Origin of the sequence: uncultured Roseicyclus sp., assembly GCF_937892565.1 — a bacterium.
In the GTDB taxonomy this organism is placed as follows: Bacteria; Pseudomonadota; Alphaproteobacteria; order Rhodobacterales; family Rhodobacteraceae; genus Roseicyclus.
Genome location: NZ_CALAHQ010000091.1, coordinates 1 through 16,311, shown reverse-complemented (window position 1 = coordinate 16,311; position 16,311 = coordinate 1). Strand labels below are relative to the sequence as shown.

Below are 16,311 nucleotides of genomic sequence, written 5' to 3'. Positions count from 1 at the left end.
TAAACGATATGGCCTCAACCGATCCGACCGGTGATGTAGCTTTCGGTGCGTGGATCGTCGGGGTTGGTAAAAATCTTCGATGTGTTGCCGTATTCCACCAGACTGCCGAGGTGAAAAAAGGCCGTCTTCTGGCTGACGCGGGCGGCCTGTTGCATGGAATGGGTCACGATCACGACCGAGAATTTTTCGTGCAATTCATCGATCAATTCCTCGACCTGTGCGGTGGCAATCGGGTCAAGCGCGGAACAGGGCTCGTCCATCAAGAGCACTTCGGGGCCGGTCGCGATGGCGCGCGCGATGCACAGCCGCTGTTGCTGTCCACCCGAAAGCCCCGTTCCCGATTCCTTGAGCCGATCCTTGACCTCGTCCCACAGCGCGGCCTTGCGCAGGCTTTGCTCGACGATCTCGTCAAGTTCCGCCTTGCCGCGCGCCAGACCATGGATCTTGGGTCCATAGGCGACATTGTCGTAGATCGATTTCGGAAAGGGATTGGGCTTTTGAAACACCATGCCCACCTTGGCGCGCAGCTGCACCGGATCGACGCGCTTGTCATAGATGTCTTCGCCATCGATGCGGATGTCGCCTTCGACACGCGCGATGGCCACGGTGTCGTTCATCCGGTTCAGACAGCGCAGAAATGTGGATTTGCCGCAGCCCGATGGCCCGATAAAAGCCGTCACGGTGTTGGTCAGAATATCGACATTCACATCCTTGAGTGCGTGTTTGTCGCCATAATACACCTGCACGCCACGGGCGGTGATCTTGATGTCCTGTGCGCTCACAGCTCTCTCCACGATTAGTTGGTCATCCATCTTTTGCCCCTTACCACCGCCGCTCAAAGCGACGACGCAACACAATCGCCAGAATATTCATGATCAGCAAAAAGGCCAAAAGCACGATGATCGCCCCCGCTGAACGTTCGATAAACGCAGGATCGGCGCGCGAGGCCCAGGAATACACCTGCACAGGCAGTGCGGTGGCCGGATCAAGAACACCCCCATCCAGCGGACCCGAGGGGTAGTTGGCCACAAACGCCACCATGCCGATCAACAGCAGCGGCGCGGTTTCCCCAAGCGCCGAGGCCAGCCCAAGAATGGTGCCCGTCAAGATACCCGGCGCGGCCAAGGGCAACACATGGTGAAACACCACCTGCATCTTGGAGGCACCAACCCCCATCGCCGCATCCCGGATCGAGGGCGGCACGGCGCGAATGGCCGCGCGCGTCGCGATGATGATCGTGGGCAGTGTCATCAACGTCAGCACCAACGCCCCCACAAGCGGCGAGGATTGCGGAAACTGGGCAAAATTGATGAAGATGGCCAGACCCAAGATGCCATAGACAATCGAAGGGACAGCCGCGAGGTTCGAGATATTGACCTCGATCAGATCGGTCCAGCGGTTCTTGGGCGCGAATTCCTCAAGGTAGATGGAGGCAGAAACGCCAAGCGGCAGCACCATGATCGCGACCAAGAGCATCATGTAAGCAGAGCCAATCATCGCCACGCCCAGCCCCGACGCTTCGGGGCGCTGGTCGGACGCATCGGGATTGGTCAGAAAGCCCCAGTTGAACTTGAGCGACAAGAGCCCGTCATCGACCATGCGATCGGCCAGATCGAGCTGGGCGACCGAGATATTGGTGTCGCGCTCTGCGCTGTCTCGCGTCACCCGGCCCTTGAGGTAGCCATCGATCCGGCCTGTGGCAAAGCCCTCGAACCGGATGGTCTGACCCAGCAGCGAGGGGTCTTCGATCACCATATGACGAAGCCGCGCGGGCGTGTCGCGCGAGATGAAGGCCGCGATCTCTCGCTCCGTTACGCCTTCGGTCGAGATGGCACGCGCGTTCAGATAGACAATCAAATTGTCATTCAGCAAGCCGGTGTAGCCGATCGTGGTCACGCGCATCATCTCGTCGCGCTGGCGGTTGCCATTTGGGTCCAGCCGCGCGGCATCAAGCGTGACGTCAAAGGAAAATGTCGCCTGCCGAAACGCCGAGACGCCATCGGAAAAGATCGTCCAGAGCATGATGAACAAAACTGACAGGCTGACGCAGATGGCGACGATACCATAGGCCTTGAACCGGGATTCGGCGGCGTTGCGGCGCTTCATCCGGTCTGTCTGCAGCAACAGCGAGGATGCGGGCGCAGACGTTTCAGGTTGTGCCGGGACATTGGCTGATGTTGCGTCAGTCATTCGTATTGCTCCCGGTATTTGCGCACGACCCAAAGCGCAAAGATGTTCAACCCCAGCGTTATGACAAAGAGCGTCATCCCCAACGCGAAGGCCACCAGTGTCTCGGGCGAGTTGAATTCACCATCGCCGGTCAATTGGCTGACGATCTTGACGGTGATCGTCGTCATCGCCTCAAAGGGATTCAGGTCCAGTTTGGCTGCCGCCCCTGCCCCCATGGTCACGATCATCGTCTCACCGATTGCGCGGCTGGCGGCCAGCAAGATGGCACCCACAATGCCCGGCAAGGCGGCAGGCAAGATCACCTGGCGGATGGTTTCCGATTTGGTAGCCCCCAACCCATAAGAGCCATCGCGCAAGGCTTGTGGCACCGCATTCATGATGTCGTCGGCCAGCGACGAGATGAAGGGTACGTTCAAAATGCCGATCACAATGCCCGCCGTCATTACCGACGACCCCGATGTGCCCAGCCCGCTCGGCTCGGCGATGTAATCGCGCAAGAACGGCCCAACCGTCACCAATGCAAACAGGCCAAAGACCACCGTGGGGATGCCCGCGATTACCTCGATCAGCGGCTTTACCACGGACCGGACGCGGGGGCTGGCGTATTCGGCCAGATAGATCGCAGTGAAAAGACCCGTGGGCACAGCAACCAGCATCGCAACGATGCTGATGTAGAATGTGCCCCACAACAGCGGCAACAACCCAAGCTGGCTGACGCCCTGGAATGTCGGGGACCATGTCAATCCGAACAGGAAATCTGCAAAGGGATACATGGTTGAAAAGCGGATCGTTTCCGACAGCATTGAAATCACGATGCCGATCGTGGTCAGGACCGCGATGGTCGACGCCATCATCAACACACCCAGAACCACCGATTCTACACGGTTTCTTGCCCGCAGATCGGCTGCCGTGATCTTGATTGCATAAGCCAGCCCGCCCAAGGCGACGATGATAGTGGCGATCGCGCGAAACAGCCCGCCCGTGCTGGCCAATTCGCGGTAACGCTGCGAGGCTTGCAGCACCTCGGCGGTGACGTCGGCGCCAAGGGCCACGCCAACCTCGCCCAAACGTGCGCGCACATTATCGGCATCGGTGTTCAGCGCGATCGCATCCTCTGCACTCAGCGCCCCAGCGGCGACTGCACTGTCGATGCCCTCTGCCACGCGGCGCACATCGGCCATCAAAAGGATACGGTCAGCATCTCGTTCAAATTGCTCAGCCGGAAAAAAATCTGCCAGTTGGCGTTCAATCAAGATCGGATGCGTGATCACCCAAAGGGTCAAGACAAGCATCGCAGGCAAGAACGCCAAGATCGCACCGTGCCAGCCGTAGTAGTTCGGCAAGGAATGCAGGCGCCGCATGTCACCCTGAGCGCTTGCCAGCGCCCGCCCGCGACCAAGGAAAAACCCGGCAGCGCCAAGGACGAGCAGCAGCAAAACAAGAGATGTGACGGTCATCAGGCGCGCCCCGCATTATCAAGAAAACAGCACCCCGGGACAAGCCCGGGGCGCCGCAGTTTCGTCAGATCAGTTCAGCGGGCCCATGGCGACGCGGTTGCGCACCATGTCCTGGGTCGCGGCCAGTTCCGGGTCCGAGACGAGGCCATACTGGGCCAGCGGGCCATTCGGGCCTGCCATGTCGTCGGACACGAAGAACTCAACATAGTCCTGCAGGCCGGGGATCACGTCGAGATGCGCCATCTTCACGTAGAAGAACAGCGGGCGAGACACCGGGTATTCGCCAGTGGCAATCGACTCGGTCGAGGGAACGATGCCGTTCATCGTGGCAACGCGCAGCTTGTCGGTGTTGTTTTGGTAGAATGACAGGCCGAACACACCGATGGCGTTCTTGTCATTGTCCAGACGCTGCAGCGTTTCGGTGTAGTCGCCGTCGATGTCGATGTTGCGGCCATCGGTGCGCAGCTCAACGCATTTTGCATTCGCGGCATTCTGCTTGGCACGATCATCGGCGCCTTCGGCTACAGCCAAGAACAGATCATAAGCACCGGTTTCCTTGCAGCCTGCCTGGATCACGCGCACATCGTAAACTTCGCGGGTGCCGTGCTTGGTGCCGGGCGACAGAACAAGAATGTCCTGGGCGGGAAGGGCTGCGTTGAATTCCGCCCACTGGCTGTAGGTGTTGGGCTGGATCGCGCCGTTCACGGCGACGTTGGCGGCAACGGCGTTATACAGATCGCCGGGCGTGAATTCGAATGCGGGCCCGTTCACATCGGATGCGAAAACGATCCCATCATAGCCGAAACGCACTTCCATGACCTCGGTCACGCCATTGGAGGCGCAGGTGTCAAGGTCGCGCTGCGTGATGCGCGAGGAAGAGTTGGCGATATCGACCGTGTTGGGGCCCACGCCTTCGCACATCTTGGCGCGGCCGGCACCCGAGCCACCACCTTCCACGACCGGGGTCGGGAAATCGAAATTCTCGCCAAAGGCTTCGGCCACGATGGTCGAATACGGCAAAACGGTCGAGGAACCGGTGATCTGCACGTTTTCGCGGCTTTGGGCAAAGGCGCCAGTTGCGCATACGGCAGTCACTGCCAGCACGGAAACGGAAAGTTTAACGAGCGACATGGAAGGGATCTCCTGATTTTAGTCACACATCCCGAACGCATCCGAATGAGCGTTCTTGGACGACCGCCTAAAGCGCCTGCGCAATGCTTTTGTGACGTCTGCGTAACAGTTTTGTGACATGATCGCGCGACAGGTGCCGGTTTCCTGGGGTCCCGGCATCGTGGTGTCATGCAGCAGGCAGCACCACGGTAAAAACGCTGCCCTGCCCCAGTTGCGAGTCGATCCGCAGCCGTCCGCGGTGGCGGTTCACGATATGCTTGACGATGGCCAGCCCCAGCCCGGTGCCGCCCATGGCCCGGCTGCGGTGATTGTCGACGCGGTAGAATCGTTCGGTCAGCCGCGGGATGTGCAGCGGGTCGATACCTTCGCCCTGATCGATCACCTGTGTCACCAGCACCGGCCCCTTGATCGCGCCTGTCCCTGCCTGCCATCCCAGCCGCACGGTCACGGATTTACCCGTGCCCCCGTATTTCAGCGCATTCTCGCACAGGTTCAAAAACACCTGCATCAATTGATCCCGGTCGCCCTTCAGCCGGTAGCCCGATGCGATCATGACTGGCACCAGGCCCGGCTCGGGTGGCGCAAACTCCAAGACCAGCGAACACCCCTGATCCTCGGCGGCCGGCCTGAGTGCTGCAATCACCCCTTCCAGCACCACCTTGAGATCCACATCGGTCGATGGGCGTTGGCGTTCTTGCGATTCGACCCGGCTCAGCGACAAGAGATCCGACACAAGCCGGTTCATCCGCCGCGCTTCAGCCTCCATGATGCCCAGAAACCGTTCGCGCGCGGCCGCGTCATCGCGCGCAGGGCCGCGCAGCGTCTCGATAAAGCCCATCACGGCCGTCAGAGGCGTGCGCAATTCATGGCTGACATTGGCCACGAAATCCCGGCGCATTTCTTCGGCTTCGTGCAGATGGGTGATGTCGGTCAGATGCAGCAGCAGCGCGCGTATCCCGCGCGCGTTCGGCGCGCCCACCGGCGAGATCCTGACGCGGAATTGTGATTCGCCCGTCTGATCGGTCAGATGCAGCCGCGCTTCGGTTTCGGTGCCACCGCCTTGTGCGGCCTCGATCGCGCTGAGCAGACCCGGTTGGCGCAAAACGGCCGCATAGCTGCGCCCTTCGATCCAGTCGCCCAAAAGCACGCGCGCGGCGTGATTGGCCTGTGCCACCTGCCCTGACTGCGACAGATGCAGCATCGGCTCGGGCACGGCCGCCATGATGTCGCTCAGCGTTGCTTCAACCATTCCAAGCCCCCCTGTGCGTATCGGGTGTGATGTTGCCTGTGACGCAATTCCTGCACCTTGGCAATGATCGCAGTGGTCGTATCATTTGCAGAAGTTATCTTTGCCAAGGAAATTTTTGCGCTATAAACAGACATGGTGCGGCGCGACGCGGCCTGAAAAGACGTCCCGGACCACAGGTAAAAGCAGGGTGCCGACAATGAATGGACGTAACAGGCAAGCCCTTGCTCAGGCCCAACAAATCGGGTCAGAGACGGAAGCGCAGACCAAGCGTGTGCTGGCCGTGGACATCGCGCCCGCCGTGGTGGCGGCGCTGCCGCGCAACGTGCTTCAGCCCGGTTCCAAGATTCGCAGCGTTACCCTCGATGGTCTTCCCGACGAAGCGCTGACGGGGCCCGCGGCGCCTGTCCTGATCTTGTCAAATCTGGTGACGCCCGGCTTTGATGCGCTCGATCTGGCACGGTTCCTGGCGCAAAACGGCTACCGCGGCAGGTATCTGGCACTCGTTGACCGTTTGCCCAACCCCACATTGATTCGCCGCGAAGTCGCCGCACAATCGCCCGGCATCAATTTCGACGTCATCATCCTTGATGGATCATCGCCCCTGCATTCGCTTTAGGCGGGCCGCCGCGCCGCCTAAATGGCGGCCAGGCCTGCTTCAAAATCCGCAATCAGCAGATCAACATCCTCGATGCCCACCGAGATGCGGAAAAACCCGTCCGTGATCCCCAGCGCGGCCCGCCCCGCGGGCGTCAAGCCACGATGCGACGAGGATGGCGGATGGCTCAGCGTCGTGCCCACATCGCCCAAGGTTGGCGCAAAGGCCATCTCGGGCATGGCTTCGACCATGCGATTGGCCGCGGCCGCATCGCCATCGATCATGATGCTCAGCATGTTGCCATAGCGCCCCGCCAACAGCGCCTTGGCGCGTACATGGTCGGGGTGATCGGTGCGTCCGGGATAGAGAACTTTCGCCACCTTGGGCTGGGTCGCGAACCAATCGGCCAGACGCGCGGCGTTTGCCTCGGCGCGGTCGAAGCGCAGCGGAAAGGTATAAAGCCCCCGCTCGGCCAGCCAGCAGTCATAGGGGCTGGGCGTAAGCCCTGTGGTCACCGCGAAATCATAGATCTTTTTGGTGTCGGCGGGATCGGACGCGGCGACATAGCCCAGCGTCACATCCGAATGGCCCGCGAGCAGCTTGGTCACCGAATGGATCACGATATCGGCCCCGTGATCAAAGGGGCGGTAGCCCATGGGTGTGGTAAAGGTGTTGTCGACCGCGACCCGCACGCCCGCCTCTTTCGCCACCGCGATGATGCCGTCCATATCAGCCACCCGCAGGGTCGGGTTCGATACCACCTCGAGCAAGATCATCCTTGTCTCGGGCCTGATCGCGGCGCGCAGCGCCTCGGGGTTGCCGACATCGACCAGGGTCGTGGCGATGCCAAAGCGCGCAAGGTCCTGGTGCATCAGACGCAGCGAACGCCCATACAACTGGTCGGCACCGATGATGTGGTCCCCTGCCCCCAACAGCCCCATGATCGCGGCGGTGACGGCCGCCATGCCCGATCCGGTGATCAGACCGCCGGTTGCCCCTTCCAGCATGTCGATCTTTTGGGCCAGAAGCGTCGCATTGGGGTGGCCCTCCCGCGCATAGGTATAGCCCTGCGCGCGGCCTTCGTATTGGGCGTGCAGCATGTCGATGGAGGGCGAGGCATAGACCACAGAGGGCTGGATCGGCGTGACCACGGCCCGGCTGACGCCTTCGGTCAGCGGATGGCGGCGCACAAGCGTCTGGGGGCGGTCGTTGCGGCGGTCAGTCATGTCAACTCCATCGGGCAAGGGTTCGAATTTTCGTACGAAAATTCGTGGAAAAATCCTTTCAAGGATTTTTCTAGGGTCGGATCGTGCCGTTTCCGGTCACGAGATATTTGAAGGTGGTCAATTGTTCGGCCCCCACGGGCCCGCGCGCATGCAGTTTGCCCGTGGCGATGCCGATCTCGGCCCCCATGCCGAACTCACCGCCATCGGCAAACTGGGTCGAGGCGTTGCGCATCAGGATCGCACTGTCGAGTTGGGCAAAGAATTGTGCGGCGGCACTGTCATCTTCGGTCAGGATGCTTTCGGTATGGCTGGAGCCATGACGCCGGATATGGGCGATGGCGGCATCGATATCATCGACCACGCGGGCGGCGATGATCATGTCCAGAAATTCGCGGCCCCAATCGGCTTGGGTCGCGGGCACGACGCCCGGCAGGTCTTGCAGCATCTGGTCGCCCCGCACTTCAACCCCTGCCGCCACCAGCGCCGCGATCACATCGCGCCCGATCGTCGCCAGCACATCGCGGTGGATAAGAAGGCATTCGGCCGCGCCGCAAACCCCCGTGCGCCGCGTCTTGGCGTTCAGCGTGACGCGCAGCGCCTTGTCGGGATCGGCGGCCGCGTCGATATAGACATGACAGATGCCTTCGAGATGGGCAAAGACGGGGACCCTTGCTTCGGCCTGTACCAGCCCCACCAGCCCCTTGCCGCCGCGCGGCACGATTACATCGACATATTCGGTCATGGTGAGCAATTCGCGCACCGCCGCGCGGTCGCGCGTCGGCACGAGTTGCACCGCATCCTCGGGCAGATCCGCGGCAGCCAGGCCCGCGCGCAGGCAATCGACCAGCACGCCCGAGGAATGCAGGCTTTCCGAGCCCCCCCGCAAGATCACCGCATTGCCCGATTTCAGGCAAAGCGCACCGGCATCGGCCGTGACATTGGGCCGACTTTCATAAATCACGCCGATCACCCCCAAGGGCGTGCGCACACGCGCGATGTGCAAGCCATTGGGCCGATCCCACTGAGCGATGACGCTGCCCACCGGGTCATCTTGAGCGCCGACCGCGCGCAGCCCCTGGGCGATGGCATCCAGCCGCGCGGGCGTCAATTCCAGCCTGTCCAGCATGGCAGCCGACAGACCCTTGTCGCGCCCGAATTCCATGTCGCGGGCATTGGCGGCAAGGATCGCATCGGCACGCGCCACGATCAACTGTGCCGCTGTTTCCAGCGCATGGCGCTTTGCCTCGGGCGTGGCGATGGCCAGCGCCGACGCCGCAGCGCGCGCGCGCTCGCCCATCTGCTTCATCAGTGCGCGGATATCACTGGCTTGGCTCTGGATCGGGTCGTGCATCAAGCGGGCCTTTGCGTGGGATGGAGGGCTCAGGATAGGCGTATTTGTAGAAAGATGAAGGGCAAGGCAGCGCTACGGGTTCGGGGCTTCGGAGCGGTCGGTCAGGGTGTAATCGCGCGCGACGGCAAAGATGCGCAGATCCTCGGCGCCCTGCGCGATCGCATCGCGGGCCAGGACCTGTGCGGTGGCCCGGTCGCCGTGCGGGGCCAGCGTCACGAAGCGGCCGGGATTGTTCACGCTTTCATAGGCGCGCGCATGTGCCAACAGGATCGGAGCCCGGCCATAGGCCACGACCAGAAGACGGTCCGCCGGAAGATCCTCGAGGTTTGTGCTTTCCGTCTGGGTCAGATGCGCGACCATGGCCCCCACGCGGATGCGGTAGCCGTCGAAATGGATCTTGCGGCCTGCCGATTGGCTGGCGCGATGGGTGCTGTCGGCGCGCCAACTGGCGATGGCCTCTTCATCGGCCCAAAGCTGATGCGACAAGAGCGCGCCCGCATCGTCAAGCGGGCGGTAGCGGTCCAGAAACACCAGCCCCTTGTGTTGGGCAAGGATCGGTTTCAGCCGGTCCACATGGGTGAAATAATGGGGCATATGCCCCGGTTTTGGTTCCACGTCGAAAAACAGCCCGTGCATGTTTTTCCCCTCAGACGGCCATATCGTCACGATGGACAAGCGCCGCGCGCCCCGGATAGCCAAGGATCGCCGTGATCTCATCCGAGCGGTGCCCGGCGATGGCGCGTGCCTCGGTGGCGGTATAGCGGCTCAGGCCAAGACCCAGCCGCGCGCCATCGGGCCCTTCCATGGCCACAGGGTCGCCACGTTGAAAATCGCCCATGACAGCCACCACCCCGGCGGGCAGCAAGGATTTGCCGCGCGCCAAGGCCGCCGCAGCCCCCGCATCGAGCCGCAGCGCGCCCTTGGGTTTCATCGCCGAAATCCAGGCCTTGCGCGCGGTTTGCGGGTCGAGCGTGGCGGTGAACCATGTCACGCGCGCCCCTTGGGTCATGGCCGACAAGGGGTTCAAACCGGCGCCTTGGGCAATCGCCATGGCACAGCCCGCCGCCGTCGCGGTGCGCGCGGCCATCAGCTTGGTCTTCATGCCGCCCTTGGACAGGCCGGTGCCCGCATCGCCCGCCATGGCTTCGATATCGGGGGTGATGGACGCGACCACGGACAAGTGACGCGCGCTGGCATCCACGCGCGGGTTGGCGGTGTAGAGCCCGTCGATATCGGACAGGAGCACGCAGATGTCGGCCCCCGCCATCACCGCCACATTGGCCGCCAGCCGGTCGTTGTCGCCATAGCGGATTTCGTCGGTGGCGATGGTGTCGTTTTCGTTCACGATCGGGACCGCGCCGCGCGCCAGCAGCGCGGCAAAGGTTGCCCGCGTGTTCAGATAGCGCCGCCGATCGGCGCTGTCGTCAAGCGTGAGCAGGATCTGTGCCGCGACAATGCCATGGGGTTCCAACGCGGCCTCATAGGCGCGGGCAAGCCGGATCTGGCCCACGGACGCGGCCGCTTGCGCCTCATCGAGCGACAACGCCCCCTGCCCCAAGGCCAGCACATTGCGCCCCAAGGCAATCGAGCCCGAGGAGACAAGGATCACATCCATGCCGCGCGCTTTCAGCATCGCCACATCGGCGGCCAAAGCCCGCAGCCAATCGGCCCTGAGCGCGCCCGTCACCTGATCGACCAACAGCGCCGATCCGATCTTGACCACAAGCCGCCGCGCTTGGGTCAAGGCGGGCAATGGAGCGTCGTGGTGGGTTTCGGTCAGGGCCGCCACGGTTGTGGCTCCTCGCGGTGGATGCGCATGCGCAGGCGGCCGGCATCGATCTGTGCGCGCAAGGCGCGCAGCACTTCGGTCAGACCTGTGCGCGCCACGCCCGACATCACCATCACAGCCCCACCCGAGGCATCGGCCAATGCCGCGCGTTTTTCTGCAATCTCGGCGGCGGTCAGCGCGTCGATCTTGTTGAGAACCGTGATGCGCGGCTTGTCGGCAAGCGCCCCGCCATAGGCTTCCAGTTCACCGATGATGACGTCGTAATCGGTGGCGACATCATCGGACGTGCCATCGACCAGATGCAAAAGCACCGCACAGCGTTCGACATGGCCCAAGAACAGATCGCCCAAGCCCCGCCCCTCATGTGCGCCTTCGATCAGGCCGGGGATATCGGCCACCACGAATTCGACATTGTCCACGCCCACCACCCCCAAATTGGGATGCAGCGTGGTAAAGGGGTAATCGGCGATCTTGGGACGCGCATTCGATGTCGCGGCCAGAAAGGTTGATTTGCCTGCATTGGGCAGGCCCAGCAGACCCACATCGGCGATCAGCTTGAGGCGTAGCCAAAGCGTGCGCTCCACCCCCTCCTGACCGGGGTTGGCGCGGCGCGGCGCCTGATTGGTCGAGGTCTTGAACTGCAGATTGCCCCAGCCGCCATTGCCGCCCTTGGCCAAGAGCACGCGGCTTCCCAACTCGGTCAGATCGGCGATCACCGTTTCCTCATCCTCATCGAGGATCTCGGTTCCCGCCGGCACGCGCAGCACGATGTCGTCGCCATCCTTGCCCGACCGCTGCCGCCCCATGCCGGGTTGGCCGCTTTTTGCAAAGAAATGCGGCTGGTAGCGAAAATCGATCAAGGTGTTCAGCCCATCGACCGCTTCGGCCCAGACATCGCCGCCACATCCACCATCGCCGCCGTCGGGGCCGCCGTTCTCGACGAATTTCTCGCGCCGGAAAGACACGCAGCCCCCCCCGCCCGAACCGGATCGGATGTATACCTTGGCAAGATCGAGGAACTTCATGCTACGGCCTGTTTTCGCTGTGGGCCCGCGCCGCCGTCAGCGAGGGGCGCGCGCGGGATGGTGCCGGGGGCAAGATGTCCCCCGGGCCTTCGATACACCGGGCCGACAGGATTATGCCAGCCGTTTCAGATAGGTCCATGTGGCCATCTTGGCGCCGCGTGCGACACAAAACGCCTCGGCATCGCCCAGATAGACGAAGCCCGCATTGGTCAAAACCCGCGCAGAACCCGGATTGTCCTGAAGAACGCTGGCAAAGATCGTCTTGTTGGCCAGCGGATTGGCCACGATGAGCGCCTTGACCGCATCCGATGCAAGGCCGCTGTTCCACATCGCAGGTGCCACCCAATAGCCGATTTCAGATTGGTCCCGGTCCATCTGCTTGAGCGTGATCATGCCATGCAATTCGGCCCCGCCCCTGTCGGACGCATCCATCGCCCAGGTGAAATCCGTGCGGTCGGGCCGTGTGGCGCGGGCCACGAACTGCTCGGCCGCACCGGGCGGATAGGGATGGGGAATGGAGGTGGTCATCTGTGCCACCCGACGATCGGCCGCATAAAGCGTCATCAGCCCCACATCCGAGGCACGCAGCGGGCGCAAGATCATCCGGGCGGTTTCAATGACCGGCTGAAGGATGATGATGTCCTGTTTCATTCCTGCGTCTCCCTGACCCTGTGACCTTCGCCGCGCCCCTTTCAGGTGGGGCGCGCGCAGCATTGGCACAAGATTGTCACCAAAAAACGAAAGGGGCCGGCAGATCCGCCGGCCCCTCGAAACGATGCCCCGTCTGGGAATGCGGCGTTATTCTGCGGCCTCGGCTTGTGGCAGCACCGATACGAAGGTGCGCCCCTTGAGGCCCTTTGCGAATGTCACGCTGCCCTCGACCACGGCAAAGATCGTGTGATCCTTGCCAATGCCCACGCCCGCGCCGGGATGCCATTTGGTCCCGCGCTGGCGCAGAATGATGTTGCCCGGGATCACGGCTTCGCCGCCGAACTTCTTGACGCCAAGCCTGCGACCCGCGCTGTCGCGGCCGTTGCGGGAACTACCACCAGCTTTTTTATGTGCCATTTCTTATGTCTCCTTAGCCTGCGATCAGGGCTTTGGCCTGATCGACCCAGCCATCGCGCTCGATCCGGCCCTTGAGGTTCAGCTTTTCGTCAAAGGCCGCCACATCGGCCGCGCTCCAGCCAGCGATCTGGGCAAGGTCAACGACGCCACCCTCGATCAGCTTCTTTTCCAGCGCAGGGCCAACGCCCGTCAGCTTTTTCAGCTCACCGCCAGCGGCGGCGACTGTCGCAGCCTTAGGTGCGGCGGCTTTTGCGGCGGCGGCGCCCTTGGGGGCTGCACCTTTGTTGGATGCAGGCGCCATGGCGTCCTTGGCTGCCTGAGACAGCGACCCCGTGCCGATCGCGACCTTGACGCCTGTGGTTTCAGCGCCCGAAGCAAGGATTTCGGTGATGCGCACCAGCGTCAGTTTCTGGCGGTGGCCCTTGGTGCGCTGCGACGAATGCTTGCGGCGGCGCTTGACGAAATGGATGAGCTTTTCGCCCTTGATCTGGTCGACAACGGTGGCCTGCACCGCCGCACCCGTGATCATCGGGCTGCCAACACTGTTGGTCTCGCCACCCAGCATCAGAATCTCGTTGAATTGGACGGTCTCACCCGCCTCTGCCGCCAGCCGTTCCACGCGCAGGACGTCACCCGCCTGCACCTTGTACTGCTTGCCGCCCGTCTTGAGGACTGCGAACATCGCAATCTGTTCCTTCTTGTTTCCCGCGCCCTGTGGCCCCTGCCGCAGCAGATGTTCTTGGGGATGGTCCCCGCCTCGGACAGCGCGCCCCTGTTGGGGGCGTGTGTCAAACCATGTTCCATCGCCGCCCCGTATTCGAGCCGTCGAAGAAGGCCTGCACTTGCCTCAAACGCCCCTCGCTGTCAAGCGCGCAAGGGGCGCGGGGCATCAGGTATCTTCGCCCGCGATGAACCCTGCCGCCGCCCGGCCCAGATCATTGCTGATCGCCTCGAACAGCCCATCGAAGCCGGAAAACAATATGGCATTGACCGCCTGCCCTGCGGGGCTTTCGGACAAGGCGATATAGGCATCCATCTCGGCGTCGCTCAGATCTTCGTAGGCCAGCATCTGATAGGCAAAAAGCCAGTCAAGGGTTTCGGCGCGGATCCCGGGTTCTTGCGCCCAGACTTCGGCCAGCATCATCTCTTCGGGGATGGGCGCGGCAAAGGCGCCGCCATCGGACAGCGCGCGGTAAAAGGCGAAATTGGAATTGAGCGCGCCCGACACATTGCGTTCGACCAGATCGTTGACCGCGATGAACCGCGTCAGCTGCGCCACGCGCGGATCTCCTTCGGCGGCGCGGCGTTGGGCCAGCTCGGTTGCGGCCTCTTCGATTGCGCGATCCAGAAAGGCACGCCGTGCCGCGATTTCGCCCTGGGCGACGCGTTGGCCAAGCGCGCTGTCGAAAAACGCGCTCAGCGTAGCGCGGAATTCCGGCGTCAGCCGATCGATGGGCGCCGCCGCTTCGAACCGGGCGATCATGCGCTCGGTGGAATAGATGCTGGCCGTTGTGGCCATCCATGCGCTGCCGCCCTTGCCCGGAAAGAATTCGGCCTCAAGATCCGGGGCCGCGGCCAGCCCCTCGGCAGACATGATGCCCAGCACCTCATAAAGCCCGATGGCGACAAACAGCTGATGGATGTCAGGGGCGACCTCGGACAGCGGGCCTGAGGGGATCAAGGCGCGGCTCTCTTGGGGCGGGTTCGTCGATTGCGCCACCGCAGGCAGCGGGGCGAGCATGGCACTGGCCGCCAGCACGCCCAAGGCAAGGACAAAGCTGCGGTACATGGGACGGGTCATGAAGAACTCTCCGGCGACGGATGGTGTGAACCCGGAAGATGTGCCCTTTGAGGTCGGATTTCCACCACCCTGCGCGCCTTTGCCGTGAAGGTGAAGCCACCACACCCCGCAAGAGGCCCTTGCGCGTCCCGACCAGTGTCGATAAACGCCCGCACACTGACCCTGACCCAAAGCGCGGAGAGGTGCCGGAGCGGTCGAACGGGGCGGTCTCGAAAACCGTTGTGGGTGCAAGCCCACCCAGGGTTCGAATCCCTGTCTCTCCGCCATTTATTCTTTTTCCCTTAAAAACATGTTCTTAAGCGGAAATTGGTTAGCGATATCCACCTCCGATTTACCACCTGTATTCCCCTTCGGTCAGACAATTGGGATTGGCACCAGCCACATAAGCAAGCATGGACCGTCTGGGATGTCTTGCTGTGTATACTGGCGCTGAGTTACAGGGGGACATTGCCAGGGCGTCAGCCTTGCCGGGGTCAAAGACAAGGCCCTCGGTCCTGCAGGGACGGCGGCACTTTTCTTGTCAAAAGTGCTGGTGCGGTCCTGAAAATCTTTCCGGTCACGGGCCTGCCGGTCGATAGAGTGACCGCCAACCAAATCCCCTTCCCTTGCATGTTCGACGAACGCGTTCAGCGCAGAACGCTCCGAGGCTGACATGTCAGGCGGTTTCTTATACAAGATCTTGGCGATGTTGTGGCCGAACGCCTGATGCTCAAGGGGATGATCGACAGAACTGCCACGGCGGTTCGCCAAACGGAGCACGAAGATTTCCGTGATTGGCAAGTAATTACACGAAAACCTAACCATTCTGGTAACAAAAAACGTTGGTTATGACTGCAATAATGAAACAGGATGACAGTCACTCAGATCCAAGCTTTATGTGTCCATCAGGGGATGAGCCTCAGTAATCATCTTCTATGCAACTCAAAGAACAACTTGTTCGTCAAAAAATGAACAGCTTTTGATCATTGTCAATGTGTAGTGTTGAGAATCTCTGGTTTCTGACTCACGTCGAGTGATCCCGCTGAAGGATGGCGCGCGAGAAGGTAACTGAGATATGGCAGAGCATTTGACCAGGCGACCGCAACTCGATGGTCTACGCACCTTGGCGATGATCGGGGTGTTGTATGTCCATTTCTGGGACGGTGCGCCGATAACCGAATATGTGCGGGTAACGCTGTTTCTGGTAATATCAGGATTCTTGATCACGCATGTCTTGATGACCGCCAAGGCGCGCGCTGGCAACATCGTGATACGCAATTTCTATATCAGAAGAGTCTTGCGGTTATATCCGGCCCTGATGATCTGCTTTGCAGCAGCATGGATATTTGATGCAGATGGGTTTCGCTCAAGCGTGTTCTGGCACCTCTTCTCGGCGACAAACATCTATTTTGCGATCCAGAAACAGTTTGAGCCATGGGTCGTGGCACAG

Annotated in this window: 16 protein-coding genes and 1 tRNA gene; 3 read left to right on the top strand and 14 right to left on the bottom strand. The window is 61.8% G+C overall.

All coding sequences use genetic code 11. From position 1 onward, the window contains the following. Positions 1-14 precede the first annotated feature (14 nt). The 5 genes from pstB to Q0094_RS12450 form a co-directional block, all read right to left on the bottom strand. A complete protein-coding gene (pstB, locus tag Q0094_RS12470; RefSeq protein ID WP_297620037.1) occupies positions 15-812 on the bottom strand; it encodes a phosphate ABC transporter ATP-binding protein PstB in 798 nt (265 codons plus the stop codon). A 10-nt stretch (positions 813-822) separates the two neighbouring features. Beyond that, positions 823-2,190, bottom strand: coding sequence for a phosphate ABC transporter permease PstA (gene pstA, locus Q0094_RS12465; protein ID WP_297620035.1), 1,368 nt, complete (start codon positions 2,188-2,190; stop codon positions 823-825). Beyond that, positions 2,187-3,647 (bottom strand): phosphate ABC transporter permease subunit PstC, encoded by a 1,461-nt coding sequence (pstC, locus tag Q0094_RS12460; RefSeq protein WP_297620032.1) that lies wholly within the window; start codon positions 3,645-3,647, stop codon positions 2,187-2,189. Before pstC ends, pstA begins: the two co-directional genes overlap by 4 nt. A gap of 69 nt (positions 3,648-3,716) precedes the next feature. Further along, a complete protein-coding gene (locus tag Q0094_RS12455) occupies positions 3,717-4,778 on the bottom strand; it encodes a substrate-binding domain-containing protein (RefSeq protein ID WP_297620029.1) in 1,062 nt (353 codons plus the stop codon). A gap of 166 nt (positions 4,779-4,944) precedes the next feature. Next, complete coding sequence (locus tag Q0094_RS12450) at positions 4,945-6,027, bottom strand: ATP-binding protein (protein ID WP_297620026.1); 1,083 nt, start codon at positions 6,025-6,027, stop codon at positions 4,945-4,947. 196 nt (positions 6,028-6,223) lie between these two features. On the opposite strand from Q0094_RS12450, the gene Q0094_RS12445 reads away from it, so the two are divergent. Continuing rightward, positions 6,224-6,643, top strand: a complete 420-nt coding sequence (locus Q0094_RS12445) for a hypothetical protein (RefSeq protein ID WP_297620023.1) — start codon at positions 6,224-6,226, stop codon at positions 6,641-6,643. Between the two features lie 17 nt (positions 6,644-6,660). On the opposite strand, the gene Q0094_RS12440 is transcribed toward Q0094_RS12445, so the two are convergent. The 9 genes from Q0094_RS12440 to Q0094_RS12400 form a co-directional block, all read right to left on the bottom strand. Beyond that, entirely contained in the window at positions 6,661-7,848 is a 1,188-nt protein-coding gene (locus Q0094_RS12440; protein WP_297620021.1) for an aminotransferase class I/II-fold pyridoxal phosphate-dependent enzyme, read from the bottom strand. Positions 7,849-7,918: 70 nt separating this feature from the next. After that, positions 7,919-9,199, bottom strand: a complete 1,281-nt coding sequence (locus Q0094_RS12435) for a glutamate-5-semialdehyde dehydrogenase (protein ID WP_297620018.1) — start codon at positions 9,197-9,199, stop codon at positions 7,919-7,921. Positions 9,200-9,271: 72 nt separating this feature from the next. Beyond that, positions 9,272-9,835, bottom strand: coding sequence for an antibiotic biosynthesis monooxygenase (locus Q0094_RS12430; protein ID WP_297620016.1), 564 nt, complete (start codon positions 9,833-9,835; stop codon positions 9,272-9,274). 10 nt (positions 9,836-9,845) lie between these two features. After that, on the bottom strand, positions 9,846-10,952 hold the full coding sequence (proB, locus tag Q0094_RS12425; protein ID WP_297620226.1) for a glutamate 5-kinase: 1,107 nt from the start codon (positions 10,950-10,952) through the stop codon (positions 9,846-9,848). Positions 10,953-10,975: 23 nt separating this feature from the next. After that, entirely contained in the window at positions 10,976-12,013 is a 1,038-nt protein-coding gene (gene obgE / locus Q0094_RS12420; protein WP_297620013.1) for a GTPase ObgE, read from the bottom strand. A gap of 111 nt (positions 12,014-12,124) precedes the next feature. Then, positions 12,125-12,664, bottom strand: a complete 540-nt coding sequence (locus Q0094_RS12415; RefSeq protein WP_297620010.1) for a GNAT family N-acetyltransferase — start codon at positions 12,662-12,664, stop codon at positions 12,125-12,127. 147 nt (positions 12,665-12,811) lie between these two features. After that, positions 12,812-13,081: a 50S ribosomal protein L27 gene (gene rpmA / locus Q0094_RS12410; protein ID WP_297620007.1), complete on the bottom strand. Its 270-nt coding sequence runs from the start codon at positions 13,079-13,081 to the stop codon at positions 12,812-12,814. A 13-nt stretch (positions 13,082-13,094) separates the two neighbouring features. After that, positions 13,095-13,763, bottom strand: a complete 669-nt coding sequence (locus Q0094_RS12405; protein ID WP_297620004.1) for a 50S ribosomal protein L21 — start codon at positions 13,761-13,763, stop codon at positions 13,095-13,097. Between the two features lie 207 nt (positions 13,764-13,970). After that, positions 13,971-14,882 carry a DUF2059 domain-containing protein gene (locus Q0094_RS12400; protein WP_297620000.1) on the bottom strand — a complete coding sequence of 304 codons (912 nt, stop codon included), beginning with the start codon at positions 14,880-14,882 and terminating at the stop codon, positions 13,971-13,973. A 176-nt stretch (positions 14,883-15,058) separates the two neighbouring features. Between Q0094_RS12400 and Q0094_RS12395 the strand changes: the two genes are divergently transcribed. Then, positions 15,059-15,148 (top strand) — tRNA-Ser (locus Q0094_RS12395). A 788-nt stretch (positions 15,149-15,936) separates the two neighbouring features. Further along, positions 15,937-16,311 (top strand): acyltransferase family protein (locus Q0094_RS12390; RefSeq protein ID WP_297619997.1); only part of this gene is annotated, 375 nt, incomplete at its 3' end.

Excerpts from the sequence above, each read along its gene's own strand:
- pstB (WP_297620037.1), bottom strand. The coding sequence starts at position 812 with ATGGATGACCAACTAATCGTGGAGAGAGCTGTGAGCGCACAGGACATC.
- pstA (WP_297620035.1), bottom strand. The coding sequence starts at position 2,190 with ATGACTGACGCAACATCAGCCAATGTCCCGGCACAACCTGAAACGTCT.
- pstC (WP_297620032.1), bottom strand. The coding sequence starts at position 3,647 with ATGACCGTCACATCTCTTGTTTTGCTGCTGCTCGTCCTTGGCGCTGCC.
- Q0094_RS12455 (WP_297620029.1), bottom strand. The coding sequence starts at position 4,778 with ATGTCGCTCGTTAAACTTTCCGTTTCCGTGCTGGCAGTGACTGCCGTA.
- Q0094_RS12450 (WP_297620026.1), bottom strand. The coding sequence starts at position 6,027 with ATGGTTGAAGCAACGCTGAGCGACATCATGGCGGCCGTGCCCGAGCCG.
- Q0094_RS12445 (WP_297620023.1), top strand. The coding sequence starts at position 6,224 with ATGAATGGACGTAACAGGCAAGCCCTTGCTCAGGCCCAACAAATCGGG.
- Q0094_RS12440 (WP_297620021.1), bottom strand. The coding sequence starts at position 7,848 with ATGACTGACCGCCGCAACGACCGCCCCCAGACGCTTGTGCGCCGCCAT.
- Q0094_RS12435 (WP_297620018.1), bottom strand. The coding sequence starts at position 9,199 with ATGCACGACCCGATCCAGAGCCAAGCCAGTGATATCCGCGCACTGATG.
- Q0094_RS12430 (WP_297620016.1), bottom strand. The coding sequence starts at position 9,835 with ATGCACGGGCTGTTTTTCGACGTGGAACCAAAACCGGGGCATATGCCC.
- obgE (WP_297620013.1), bottom strand. The coding sequence starts at position 12,013 with ATGAAGTTCCTCGATCTTGCCAAGGTATACATCCGATCCGGTTCGGGC.
- Q0094_RS12415 (WP_297620010.1), bottom strand. The coding sequence starts at position 12,664 with ATGAAACAGGACATCATCATCCTTCAGCCGGTCATTGAAACCGCCCGG.
- rpmA (WP_297620007.1), bottom strand. The coding sequence starts at position 13,081 with ATGGCACATAAAAAAGCTGGTGGTAGTTCCCGCAACGGCCGCGACAGC.
- Q0094_RS12405 (WP_297620004.1), bottom strand. The coding sequence starts at position 13,763 with ATGTTCGCAGTCCTCAAGACGGGCGGCAAGCAGTACAAGGTGCAGGCG.
- Q0094_RS12400 (WP_297620000.1), bottom strand. The coding sequence starts at position 14,882 with ATGACCCGTCCCATGTACCGCAGCTTTGTCCTTGCCTTGGGCGTGCTG.